The following is a 12,401-nucleotide window of genomic DNA, read 5'->3' as shown; positions in this document are numbered from 1 at the left end:
CCCGCAAGACGCCGCCAAAACCGCAGGAGATCCGATGCCGCCCACCAACCCGGACAAGGCCCCCGCCCGTCCGCTGCCGCGCGAGGCGGGCGCCACCCTGTGGCGGCAACTGCAGGCCGACCTGCGGCGCCGGCTGCGCGAAGGCGAGTTCGCCGAGCACTTTCCGGGCGAGCTGGAACTGCGCGACGACTACGGCGTCAGCCGCCACACCGTGCGTGAGGCCCTGCGCGGACTGCGGGAGGACGGGGTGGTCACCGCGAGCCGCGGCCGGCCCGCCAAGCTCGCCGAACCGGCGGAGATCACCCAGCCGCTGGGCGCGCTCTACAGTCTGTTCGAATCCGTCGAGGCCGCCGAGCAGCGCCAGCGCAGCATCGTCCGGCGTCTGGATGTACGGGCCGACGCCCATGCGGCGGTGCGGCTGGGACTCGAAGAGTCGACGCCACTGGTCTATCTGGAACGGTTGCGGCTGGCCGACGAACAGCCGCTGGCCCTCGATTGCGCCTGGCTCCCGGCCTCGATCGCGCTTCCGCTGCTCGATGCCGACTTCTCGCACACCTCGCTCTACGAAGAGCTCTCCACCCGCTGCGGTGTCCGGCTGACCGACGGCCATGAGCAGATCCGCGCGGTGGTGCCCACTCCCGCCCAGCAGCGACTATTGGAGATCGGCCCGGAGATCGCCGCGATGCGGGTCGACCGGGTGGGTGCGGCCAATGGCATGCCGCTCGAGTGGCGCATGTCCTTGATCCGGGGCGATCGCTTCAGCGTCCTGGCCAGCTTCTCGGCGCGGTCGGGCTACACCGTCGATCTTGCTGCGCCCAAGGATCTTTCGTATGCCGGTCAGGGGACGCGTTGATCGTCATCGCGTCCGTGATCGGCGCGTGTATCGGAGTATGCCTGGGTGCGCTCGGTGGCGGCGGGTCGATCATCACCGTGCCCGCGCTGGTGTATCTGCTGCAGCAGCCGCTCTCGACGGCGATCACCCAGAGCCTGGTGATCGTCGGGATCTCCGCGGTGGTGGCCGTTGCCGGTCATGCCCGCGCCGGCCATGTGCGATGGCGCGCGGGTATCGCGCTCGGGGCGGTGGGAGCGCTCGCGGCGTGGGGCGGAACGGCTTTCGGCCGGCTGATACCCGCGAATACGGCGCTGGCATCGTTCTCGGTCTTGATGCTCGTGGTGGCGTTGTCGTTGCTCTACCGGTCGAAGTCGCGGCTGACCCGGTCGACGTCCGCGGCGGGCCCATCGCACGGCCGCGCGCGGTCCGAGCGGGGAGCGCCGGTCCGAGGCGCGGTCGAGGTCGTGCTCGCCGGTGTCCTCATCGGGGGCCTGACCGGGTTCTTCGGCGTCGGAGGCGGATTCGTGATCGTTCCGGTGCTGGTGATCCTGCTCGGCTATCCCATGCCGGTCGCGGTCGGCACCTCGCTGCTCGTGGTCTCGCTCAACTCGGCGACCGCGTTGCTGGCCCGGATCGGTCATCAGCCGATCGAGTGGTCGGTGGTCTTGCCGGTCACCGTGGTCGCGATCCTCGGATCCGTCGTCGGCAAGGTCATTTCCCAGCGCACCTCCGAATCCGTACTGACTCGCAGCTTCGCGGCGATGTTGCTAGTAGTGGCCGGTTACGTGGGCGCTCGTAGTTTCGGGCTACTGCCGTAACACAGAATGGAGTTCACGCATGATTCTGGAACAGTTCTACCTGCAGTGTCTCTCCCACGCCTCGTACCTCATCGGAGACGAGGAGACCGGCCGGGCGATCATCGTCGACCCGCGGCGTGATGTGGACGAGTACCTCGCGGATGCGCACCAGCACGGACTGCGGATCGAGGGTGTCATCAATACCCACTTCCACGCCGACTTCGTCTCCGGCCATCTCGAACTGGCCGCTGCCACCGGTGCGTGGATCGGGTTCGGCGAGGCCGCGGAGACCGACTTCCCGATCCGCCGGCTCCGCCACGGCGAGCGGATCTCGCTCGGCGCGGTCGAGCTCGAGGTTCTCTCCACGCCCGGGCATACCTGGGAGTCGATCAGTCTGCTGGTCCGGGACCGCGCCGCACCCATTGCCGTGCTGACCGGCGACTCGCTGTTCATCGGGGATGTCGGCCGCCCGGATCTCGCGAATCTGGGCGGCACCAGCAATACCGATCTGGCGCGCGCCATGTACGGCACGATCCATGAGACGCTGCTCGCCCTGCCCGACCACGTCCAGGTGATGCCCGCGCACGGCGCCGGATCCTCGTGCGGCAAGAACCTGTCGGCGGCCCTGGTGTCGACCATCGGCGAACAGCGCCTGACGAATCCGGCCGTGCAGCCGATGACCGAGGATGATTTCGTCGCCCTCATCACCTCGGGTCAGCCTGCGGTTCCCGGCTATTTCAGCACCGATGCCGACCTCAATCGGCGGGTTCACACCCTCTTCGACAGTGCCCGGACCGTTCCCGCGCTCACCGACGCCGAACTCCGCGATGTGCTGAGCGGGGCAGGCGCATTCGTGATCGACACCCGGGCACCCGAGGAATTCGCGGTCGGTCATCTCGCGGGCTCGGTGAATGTCGGGCTCGGCGGCCGATTCGCGGAAACGTGTGGAATGGTGGCGGATATCGGCGACCCGATTCTCGCCGTCACGAATCCCGGGCACGAGCAGGAAGCCCTGCTGCGTCTGTCCCGCATCGGATACGACAATGTCGTCGGTGTTTACGACACCCGCTCGGGCGAATCCGGATCCGCCTTCCCCGCTTCACTTTCCGAATTCGTCGAGCATACCGATCGCGTCACGGTCGCCGAACTGGCGGACTTGCTCCGGCAGGATTCCATAACCCTGCTCGATGTCCGGAACCTCGGTGAACGGGAATCGGGATACATTGCCGGGTCGCTGCACATTCCGCTCGCCGAGCTGGCCCGGCGAGGTGCCGAGGTGCCGGACGGCAGGCCCGTGGTCGTGCATTGCCAGAGCGGCTGGCGTTCGAGTGTGGCGGCCAGTCTCCTTCGTGCCCAAGGGCATTCGGCGACCACCGATCTGCTCGGTGGATACGCCGCGTGGTCGGAGGCCATGGCCGCCACACCCGGTTCAGAAACTGCCGAGGAATGAACTGAACACGCCCAGCAGCAATTTGATGAGTCCGATGCCGATTCCGGAGGAGCCGCTGCCGGAGAGCCCGCTGCCGCCACCGGGCGTGTACTGGCCGTTGTTTCCGGTTCCGCCGGCAATATAGTTGACTGCATCCATTGCGCTCATGAGTGTATGCATGATTCGAACCGCCTGTCTCGGAACAGTATTTGAACTGACGCATCCGATCGGTGGATGCCCAGACGAAGGTAACAGCGCTCGCCGGAATTGATCCAGCGCCGTCTCCCCAGTCAATCCCCAGTCGCCGGGGATGATCGAATATGGTTCTACTGGAACATGAATTCCACGCCGCTGACTCGTTCATGCCCGCATCGCATGGCCGCAACGATCGTGACCGCTTGTCTCGCAGTCGGTTCGGCAGCGACCGCCACCGCCGCCGTCCCCGCACCGCCGGCCGAATGCGCCGCCACCTTCAACCTGTTCATCCCCGGCACCTGGGAAACCGATGAAGCCGCCGACCCCGCACAGCCCCGCGGCATGCTCGGGCCGGCCGCCGAAGCCGTTCGCCGCGAACACGGCTCGGACACCGATATCTACTTCGTCCCCTATATGGCCCGCGCCTTCGACAACGGTTACACCTACGCCGACAGCAAGAGCACCGCGCTGAACAATGCGCAGCAGGTCCTGCGCGACTACAGCAGTCGCTGCCCCGCAGCCGAATTCACGATCAGCGGTTACAGCCAGGGCGCGGACGCGGCGGGCGATCTCGCCTCCGCGATCGGGAACGACCAGGGTCCGGTGCCCGCCGACCGGGTGCTGGCCGTCGGCCTGCTCGCCGATCCCGGCGCGGGCACCCGCGGCGAGAGCGTGGTGGGACCGCCCACTCCCGGCACCGGTATCGCCGATCCGCGACCGCAGGGCATGGGATCGCTTGCGGGGCGGGTCTTCTCGATCTGCCACCCCGGGGACCTGTACTGCTCGATCCAGAAGGGCGCCAATCCACTCCTCGGGTATCTGGGCTCACTGCTCGGCAAAACCCTCAGCAGCGGCGACAATTCCAGGCTGGCCAAGACACTCACCTCGGATTTCTCGAAGGCGGACCTGGCAGGCACGGCCACTACCGTCGGTGATCTGAATGCCGCGCTCACCACACCCGGCGGCATCGAGCTGGGCCGATTACGCGACAGCGCGGACAAGCTGGCCGACACCATCGACCCGCTCGCCGATCTGCTCGGCTCCGGCGCGGCCGGCCCGGCGACCCTGTCCCGATTGACCGCCGCACCGGCGGGAACGGCCGAGAACGACGCCGGACAGGTCCTCACCACGGCGCGGCAATCCGACCTGTCCGGTGTGGTCTCGACGGTGCGCACGATCGCCGATACCGCGGGGTCACTGTTGAGTACCGGTGTCGGGATGCTCCAGACCGGTTCGGCCCAGGCGGTGCCGTTGACGACCGCAGCCGACCGGCTCGGCCGGCTGATCGCACCGCTCGTCGCCACTCCGGCCGATACTCTCGCCGCGGCGGCCGGGACGCTGGCGGGGCTGAAACCCGCTGTGCTGGTTCAGCAGACGATCGATGCCGTCGCCAAGATCGGCACGCTCGATATTCCGGGCATCCTGAGCAATCTCGCGCTGCTGCCCAAGAAGGTCGCCGCGCTGGATGCTCCGGGCGCGCTGGCGGTCGCCGGTCAGCTGGCAGGTCAATTCAAGCCGTTGCTCGAACTGGCCGATGCCGTTGATCCGCAATGGCTCTCGCAGATTCTGTCGATGTTCCCCGGCCCGTGCGCGCGGCTCGCCGCGGCGGTGACTTCGCTGCTCTCCCAGGTGGACACCTCCCGGATTGCCGGAATCATCGACCGGATACAGCAGGATCCCGATCCGGCCGATTGGGCGTCCGCCGGTCTGGACCTCCTGACCGACGCCGCTCAGCAGATCGGCCATCTCGACCTGACCGGTGCGCTCGCCGCTTTCACCGCCCCTGCCGAGCACGTCGATCCGGTCGCCCTCATCGACGAGGGTCTGAGCGCGGCGGACTTCTTCGCATCCGGTGTGCACGCGGATTACGGCTCGCTCGTGGTCGACCAGGACGGCCGCAATGCCATCCAGTGGCTCGGCGATCAGCTGAATCTCGAGATCGGGCACGCGGGTTGAGACACATACGAAGAGGAGGCCGGTCCCGAGGGACCGGCCTCCTGTTTGTGCGGGTGGGTTATGTGGTGCGGTCGAGCGACGGCATCTGGACGGCCTTGGTGGCATTGACCACCTGGGCGCAGTCATCGGCGGTCGTCCCGGCGACGTTGTTCTGGACGTTGGTCTTGCACGCGGTGGCGAGTGCGGTTCCCAAGGTCCGGTAGGTGGCATTGCCGGTCAGCAGCGTCTGGGTGGTCCAGTACAGCTGGGCGGCCTTCTCGAGGCCGATGCCGGCGACGGTCTGGCCGTTGAGGCTGCCGCCGTCCGTAATCAGTTGCGCCGCCTTGTTTCCGACGCCGCTGTTGGTGTGCACGAGCGCCGACTGCTGCCGCGGGTCATTGGGGTTGGTGGCGGAATACCAGTACTGCCCCTGATAGCTGTCGGGCTGTTTGTGCGACTTGGGATCCTTCATATCGCGGATCACGCCCAGGACGCTCCCATTGCCGAGCTGCCAGCGGGTGCCCGCGTTGTAGTACGGGCCGGCATTGGTGATGAAGACGAACTGTCCGAAGACATCCGACATCGATTCGTTTATGGCGCCCGAATCATTGCGGTAGACGAGACCGTTCACATGCTGCGTCACGCCGTGGGTGAGTTCGTGGCCGGTGATGTCGTCGGTGGTGACACCTTCGCCATAAGCCATGTGGTCGTTGTTCCAGAAGGCATTGGCGTACGGGCACTGATCGGGTGAGCAGATACGGACGGTGCCACGCAAGGCTTTTCCATTACCGTCACCGGTATCGGCGCCGATCAAATCGGTGAGATTCTTCAGCGGGGTGTAACCCTGATAGAACTTCTCGGTGGCGCCGAAGTAGTCGTAGATATTGTCGACATCGGTGATCGAGGCCGGGCTCTGCCCTTCCGCCCTGGTGGCCGGGAAGCCGTTCGAGGTCCCGCATTCCGTCGGATCCTGCTGGCTGTCCAGGTCGACCACTGCCCGCGCGGCATCGCAGACGACACGGTTCAGTTGTTTGGTCTCGCCCCAGCTGTCGAGGACCTTTCCGGTATTGCCGGCATCGACGAATACGACCCATTCTCCGGGCCGCCCGCCCTTTTCACCAGGGTCTTTGACCGCTACCTTGAACGCGGGAACGGCCACGCTCGCCGCGTCCTCGACGGCGGCCAGTTTCGGGTCGTACCAATTCGCCTTCACCTCGGTGACGGCGTAATGGTCGACCGGCTGCTGGGTCTGATCGGCGATCGCCTGCAGCGCGGTCTTCGACACCTCGGCGGGCGGAGTCCCGGCGCCCTCCGGGAACGTGCCCTGTGACTTCTGGGTCAGTGCGCCGGTCACCGAGATGAGGGAGCCGTCGGCGGCCAGCGACTGCGCCACCGAGGCGCCGAAGACCGGTATCGAGTCGATCTCCTGTCGCATGCGCACGGTGGAACCGTCACCGACCGGGAACACCTGGTCGACAATGAGATTGCCGACCGGGGCGGCTTCGAAAACCTGCTTGACCTTGTCCGACTGTGCCTGCGCCTGGGCGGTGGCGTCGGACGGGGTGCCCGCCGGGGCCGGCACCGGGTCCTTGGGCACGACCTGGGTGACCATGCCCTGCGGATCCTTGAATACCTCCTTCGGCGCGGCTCCGAGATCCGAGGTTCCCGGAGTGGTCGGCGGCTGGGCCGTGACACCCGAGCTCATTGCGAAAACTATTGCCACTGAAGCGATCACCAACGCCGTGGTGAGGCCGGGCCTTCGATTAATGGATTTCATGATTCAAGTAGAACCACATTCACAGTGTCCGAATCGACTGGGGAAAACTGGGGAATTCCGTTGCGCGAACGGCGAAATACATTCTCACCGGCATTGCAATCGGTCACCGATTCGTGCTGCGAAATTCTGCCAGTCGGCCGCGTTCTGCCGGGCCACATCCAGGATCAGGTTCAGGCAGTGTTCCGGAATCCGGTCGGCCAGATCGGCCGATTGCATCGGCGTCCGGGGGCCGGCGTCGAGCCAGCGCAGCAGCGTGCGCCCGGATTCGGTGAGCCGCAGCGACGGATCGCGGCGCAGGCTCTGCAGCACCGCCCTGGTGCACACGCGCTCCGCCGCGGCGGGCCTGACCTCGACGCGCTCCGCGCCCGCTTCGTCGCGAGTGTTACTGTGCCGCTGAGCATTCCCCGCAGGCACCCGCACCCGGCGGAGGCGACCATCCCGACCCAGCCGATGTCCAGTCTGGGGAACTTCCCCAGTCGAAAGCCGGCGCACCGCACCGACGGTCTTGTGGTCGAGCCCGGTCACCTCGGCCACCTTCCGATCCGACCACATCGGATACATCCGCATGATGCGCAGGGCGGCGGCCTTGCGCTCGATGATCGACAGCGGCAGGCCGTGCGCGATATTGGCCCGCACCGCGAGCACGAAAGCCTCTTCCTCGGTGCCGTCGAAGAAGCGCGCCCGAATAAGGCTCGCACCCTTGGATTTCGCCGCTTCCAGCCGATGCGCGCCGTCGATCAGCCGCATCGTCTGCCGGTGCACCAGGATCGGGGGTAACTCCGACCCGGTTCCCGCCAGCACCTCGGTATGGGCGGAATCCTCGGCACGCACCCGTAGCGCACCGCTGATATCTATCGAGTCGATGGAGATCTCGACGATTATGTCGGGAACTCGCACCTTCGTCACGTCGTAGTCGTAGTCCGCGTCCATCCTGTGTTCGTTCACGGCGGTACTCCCTGCAGTGCGGCTGAGATTACATTCCGTTGCGCGCGTGGTGCGGTCAGCAATATTTCACAGCTACAGCAGGGTGGGCAACGACACAGCGAGCCGAACATTTGGTTCAATAATGTGGGCACATAACGGATCCGGCGGCGGGCAACTGCCGATGACACAATTGCGTTTGCGGGTGCCGCCGCGCGCAGTCGCGTATTGGCTGCAGCTCGAGCATAACTCTCGGCTATCGACGGAAAATCCTGAACGATGGTCGCGTGACCCATGGCCCCATCGAAACGACCTATACCGCCGCACCGGACCGCTACGAACGGATCGGCTATCGCCGCACCGGCCGTTCCGGCCTGGACCTGCCCGCCTTCTCCTTCGGGCTGTGGCAGAAGTTCGGCGCCGACCGTTCGTTCGCGACGCAGCGCGAGATCATCCTGCACGCCTTCGATCTGGGCATCACCCACTTCGACAATGCCGATCGCTACGGGCCGCCGCGCCGCGGTGCGCAGCAGAACTTCGGCCGGGTGCTGGCCACGGATCTGGCCCGCCATCGCGACGAGCTCATCCTGTCGACCAAGGCGGGCAATCAGATCGGGCCGGGTCCCTATCAGCGCGGCGGATCACGCAAGTCGCTGCTGTCCTCACTCGACAACAGCCTGCGCGATCTGGGCACCGATTATGTGGACATCTTCTACCACCACACGCCCGATCCGGATACGCCGCTGGAGGAGACGGTCGGCGCGCTGGTCAGCGCGGTTCAGCAGGGCAAGGCGCTGTACGTCGGGATCTCCAACTATCTTCCCGACCGGGCTCATGCCGCTGCCGAACTGCTGGAGCGGGCCGGTGTGCCGCTGCTCATCCACCAGGCGCGCTATTCGATCTACGATCGGCGCCCCGAACTCAACGGCCTGCTGGACACCGCCGGCGCGGACGGGTTCGGTCTCATCGTGTATTCGCCTCTCGCACAGGGACTGCTGACCGACAAGTACCTGGAGACGATTCCCGACGGCGCACGGGCGCGGGACAGCGCTTTCCTGTCGCCGGACGTGATCGACGAGACCTATCGCCGGCGCACGGCCGCACTGAACAAGATCGCCGAGGCGCGCGGGCAGTCACTGGCCCAGCTGGCGCTGCAATGGGTGCTGCGCCGCCCGGAGGTGACCTCCGCCCTGATCGGCGCGAGTTCGACCGCGCAGCTGGACCACAATCTCGCGGCCTTGGACTTTCCCGAGCTCACCGAGGCCGAGCTCGCGCTCATCGACGAACACGGTGTGCACGGCACCGGCCTGCCGGGCTGAAACCGACTGCTGCCCGCTGCTTCTCGATCCCGGAGCAGCGGAGGCTCGAAATTAGCCAGTTCGGACACGCCTGGCGGATTGGCTCGCCAGGACAAGGGGAGACTATGGAGTTAGCATTGCGATCGCCGGTAGCGGTCTATTTGCCTAAATGAAGGCGGTTTTCATGACGAGTACTGTGCCACGGCCGGTTGCTCTGGGTGACGAGGCCGCGAGGACGCTGGCCAATGCCACCAAGACCGTCCCCCAGATGGAGTCGATCACTCCCCGATGGCTGGTCCACCTGCTGAACTGGATTCCGGTCGAGGCCGGTATCTACCGGCGCAACCGGGTGACCCACGAGCAGACCGTCGACATCAAATGCGACAACTACGACGAGTCTCCGCTGCCGGAAACCTTCATCGACTACGAGAAGACCCCGCGCGAGTACCGGCTCAAGGCCGTGCACACCATTCTCGACGTGCACACCCGGGTCTCCGACCTGTACTCCAGCCCGCACGACCAGATCGCTCAGCAGCTGCGCCTCACCATCGAGGCCATCAAGGAACACCAAGAGGGCGAACTGATCAACAGCCCGGACTACGGGCTCATCGCGAACGTCGTCAAGAAGCAGCGCATCTCGACCATCGCCGGCCCGCCCACCCCCGATGATCTGGACAAACTGATCACCAAGGTGTGGAAGGAGCCCGGCTTCTTCCTCACCCACCCGGAGGGCATCGCCGCCTTCGGCCGCGAATGCACCCGGCGCGGGGTGCCGCCGCCGACGGTCAGCCTGTTCGGCTCCCAGTTCCTCACCTGGCGTGGCATTCCGATCATTCCCTCGGACAAGGTGCCGGTCGTGAACGGCAAGACCAAGTTCCTGCTTATCCGCACCGGTGAATCCCGCCAGGGTGTGGTCGGGCTGTATCAGCCGGGCCTGGCCGGCGAGCAGGGGCCCGGACTGTCGGTGAAGTTCATGGGGATCGACCGCAGTGCCATCGCGTCGTACCTGGTGTCGCTGTACTGCTCGCTGGCGGTGCTGACCGACGATGCGGTGGCGGTGCTCGAGGGCGCCGAGGTGAACAAGTTCCATGACTACGCACCGACCTACCGCTGACGTCCCTGTCCCGCCGGAGCCGGTGGTTACGGCGGGATCGGACTGGGCGGCGCTACTGCCCGACGAGGCGACACTGAATCGGCTTGCGGGAGAGTTCTTCTCCGCACTGCCTTCGGGCGGGCCCGGCGTGGCGACGCTGGGCGTGGCCGAGCCGAGTCTGCCGGCCTCGGCCATGTCCGCGCCGACGGTTCCCACCATCCCGGCGGCCGATTCCGCACCGACATCACCGAATTCGGCTGCCGGGGGCGGCTCAGCACCGGTGCCGCCCGGCGGGCCGACGCCGGAACCTATTGTGCCCAAATGGGATTCACGCCCAGCCGCACCCGCCTACGCGGCCGCACCTGCTCATACCGATCCATTGATGCCCGGCCTGCCGTCACTGGATGTGCCGCTCGCCCCATCGCGATTCACCACTCCCCCGGCGCCGACCGCGGCGCCCGCCTTCTACTTCCTGGATCAGGCGCAGGCCGGTCCGGCGCCGGCAAACTCGCAGTTCTATTTTCTGGGCGACGGCATCGGGCAGCCCGCGCCCGACCCGCATCCGCCCTTCGATGTGAATGCCGTGCGTAATGACTTCCCGATCCTGCGTGAGCGGGTGAACGGCCATCCGCTGGTCTGGTTCGACAATGCCGCGACCACGCAGAAGCCGCGCGCGGTGATCGACCGCATCAGCTACTTCTACGAGCACGAGAACTCCAATATCCACCGTGCGGCACACGAATTGGCGGCGCGATCCACTGATGCGTACGAGCACGCGCGCGAGGCGGTGGCCCGCTTCCTCGGGGCCTCCTCGGCGGAGGAGATCATCTTCGTGCGCGGCGCGACCGAGGGCATCAATCTCATCGCGCAGACCTGGGGGCGCAAGCACATCGGCGCGGGTGACGAGATCCTGATCTCGCACCTCGAACACCACGCGAACATCGTGCCGTGGCAGCTGCTCGCCGCCGAAACCGGTGCGGTACTGCGGGTGATCCCGGTCGACGAGACCGGTCAGCTGCGCATGGACGAGTACACCCGGCTGCTGTCGGATAGAACGAAACTCGTTTCGGTGACCCATGTTTCGAATGCGCTGGGCACGATCACCCCGATCCGCGAGGTGGTCGCCCAGGCGCGCCGAGCAGGCGCAGTAACCCTCGTCGATGGCGCCCAGTCCGTCCCCCACACCAGAATCGACGTCCGCTCCCTCGACGCCGACTTCTTCGTCTTCTCCGGCCACAAACTCTTCGGCCCCACCGGCATAGGCGCCGTCTACGGCAAATCCGAAGTCCTCCAAGACGTTCCCCCCTGGCAGGGCGGCGGCAACATGATCAGCGACGTAACCCTCGAACGCTCCCTCTTCCAACCCCCGCCCGGCCGCTTCGAAGCCGGCACCGGCAACATCGCCGACGCCGTAGGCCTTGGCGCAGCCATCGAATACGTCGAAACCCTGGGCATCGACAACATCGCCCACTACGAACACGCCCTCCTCGAATACGCCACCCCGCGTCTGGCCGCCATCCCAGGCGTCCGCCTCATAGGCACCGCCACAGACAAGGCCAGCGTCCTCTCCTTCGTCCTGGCGGGCCATCAGCCCCTAGAGGTCGGAAAAGCCTTGAACGAGAAGGGCATAGCAGTCCGTGCAGGCCACCACTGCGCCCAGCCCATCCTCCGCCACTTCGGCCTGGAAGCCACAGTCCGCCCCTCCTTCGCCTTCTACAACACCTGCGAGGAGATCGACCGCATGCTCACCGCGATCGAACAACTCTCCCGCGCCCGTACGTGAGCCGGCTGTCCTAGGCGAGCACGAGGGGGCGGGGGTCAGGTCGCCGGGCGGTCGAGCAGGGCGGTGAGTTCGGCGCGGGTGGTGGGCCAGGGGTCGTGGCGGATCGGGGTGGGGCGGGGCTGGATCTCGCCGCGACACTCGCCCGGCACCCCGAAGCCGCCGTGGCCACCAAACGCCTGCTGCCGGCGACCGCCGCAGTCGATCTCGCGACCGCCATCGACTTCGAAGCCATGGCACAGGCCGCCGCATTCCACCGCGGCGAATTCGCGTCTTCCTTCGATTCCGGGCGCACGAAGCGGATCGCTGACTGATCCTGAATACATTGCTGTACAACCAATTTC

Annotated in this window: 11 protein-coding genes; 8 read left to right on the top strand and 3 right to left on the bottom strand. The window is 66.3% G+C overall.

Annotated elements, in window-relative coordinates; all coding sequences use genetic code 11:
• The first annotated feature begins 34 nt into the window (after window positions 1–34).
• From ACIP5Y_RS37315 to ACIP5Y_RS37305, 3 genes are read left to right on the top strand one after another with little or no spacing between them, the layout of a single operon-like run.
• Window positions 35–853 (top strand): GntR family transcriptional regulator, encoded by an 819-nt coding sequence (locus tag ACIP5Y_RS37315; protein ID WP_400357183.1) that lies wholly within the window; start codon window positions 35–37, stop codon window positions 851–853.
• Window positions 850–1,650: a sulfite exporter TauE/SafE family protein gene (locus ACIP5Y_RS37310; RefSeq protein ID WP_400357181.1), complete on the top strand. Its 801-nt coding sequence runs from the start codon at window positions 850–852 to the stop codon at window positions 1,648–1,650. The genes ACIP5Y_RS37315 and ACIP5Y_RS37310 overlap by 4 nt, the downstream gene beginning before the upstream one ends.
• Before the next feature lie 19 nt (window positions 1,651–1,669).
• Window positions 1,670–3,079 carry a rhodanese-like domain-containing protein gene (locus tag ACIP5Y_RS37305; RefSeq protein ID WP_400357179.1) on the top strand — a complete coding sequence of 470 codons (1,410 nt, stop codon included), beginning with the start codon at window positions 1,670–1,672 and terminating at the stop codon, window positions 3,077–3,079.
• Here ACIP5Y_RS37305 and ACIP5Y_RS37300 read toward each other — a convergent pair.
• The gene (locus tag ACIP5Y_RS37300; RefSeq protein WP_400357177.1) at window positions 3,059–3,226 is read right to left on the bottom strand and encodes a hypothetical protein; all 168 of its coding nucleotides are present in this window, start codon (window positions 3,224–3,226) and stop codon (window positions 3,059–3,061) included. The two genes, ACIP5Y_RS37305 and ACIP5Y_RS37300, sit on opposite strands and share 21 nt — an antisense overlap.
• A gap of 207 nt (window positions 3,227–3,433) precedes the next feature.
• On the opposite strand from ACIP5Y_RS37300, the gene ACIP5Y_RS37295 reads away from it, so the two are divergent.
• Window positions 3,434–5,209, top strand: a complete 1,776-nt coding sequence (locus ACIP5Y_RS37295; RefSeq protein WP_400357175.1) for a cutinase family protein — start codon at window positions 3,434–3,436, stop codon at window positions 5,207–5,209.
• A gap of 58 nt (window positions 5,210–5,267) precedes the next feature.
• On the opposite strand, the gene ACIP5Y_RS37290 is transcribed toward ACIP5Y_RS37295, so the two are convergent.
• Both ACIP5Y_RS37290 and ACIP5Y_RS37285 read right to left on the bottom strand, forming a co-directional pair.
• Complete coding sequence (locus tag ACIP5Y_RS37290) at window positions 5,268–6,893, bottom strand: M4 family metallopeptidase (protein WP_400357173.1); 1,626 nt, start codon at window positions 6,891–6,893, stop codon at window positions 5,268–5,270.
• Between the two features lie 156 nt (window positions 6,894–7,049).
• Window positions 7,050–7,910, bottom strand: a complete 861-nt coding sequence (locus ACIP5Y_RS37285; RefSeq protein WP_400357171.1) for a ParB/RepB/Spo0J family partition protein — start codon at window positions 7,908–7,910, stop codon at window positions 7,050–7,052.
• A 263-nt stretch (window positions 7,911–8,173) separates the two neighbouring features.
• On the opposite strand from ACIP5Y_RS37285, the gene ACIP5Y_RS37280 reads away from it, so the two are divergent.
• The 4 genes from ACIP5Y_RS37280 (at window position 8,174) to ACIP5Y_RS37265 (ending at window position 12,371) form a co-directional block, all read left to right on the top strand.
• Window positions 8,174–9,205 (top strand): aldo/keto reductase, encoded by a 1,032-nt coding sequence (locus ACIP5Y_RS37280; protein ID WP_400357169.1) that lies wholly within the window; start codon window positions 8,174–8,176, stop codon window positions 9,203–9,205.
• 163 nt (window positions 9,206–9,368) lie between these two features.
• Window positions 9,369–10,298: a family 2A encapsulin nanocompartment shell protein gene (locus ACIP5Y_RS37275; protein WP_400357167.1), complete on the top strand. Its 930-nt coding sequence runs from the start codon at window positions 9,369–9,371 to the stop codon at window positions 10,296–10,298.
• Entirely contained in the window at window positions 10,273–12,060 is a 1,788-nt protein-coding gene (locus ACIP5Y_RS37270; RefSeq protein ID WP_400357165.1) for a family 2A encapsulin nanocompartment cargo protein cysteine desulfurase, read from the top strand. The genes ACIP5Y_RS37275 and ACIP5Y_RS37270 overlap by 26 nt, the downstream gene beginning before the upstream one ends.
• Before the next feature lie 95 nt (window positions 12,061–12,155).
• Window positions 12,156–12,371: a hypothetical protein gene (locus ACIP5Y_RS37265; RefSeq protein WP_400357164.1), complete on the top strand. Its 216-nt coding sequence runs from the start codon at window positions 12,156–12,158 to the stop codon at window positions 12,369–12,371.
• Window positions 12,372–12,401 lie beyond the last annotated feature (30 nt).

Source organism: Nocardia sp. NPDC088792, assembly GCF_044750615.1.
Classification (GTDB): Bacteria; Actinomycetota; Actinomycetes; order Mycobacteriales; family Mycobacteriaceae; genus Nocardia.
This window is presented reverse-complemented; position numbering and strand designations above follow the sequence as displayed.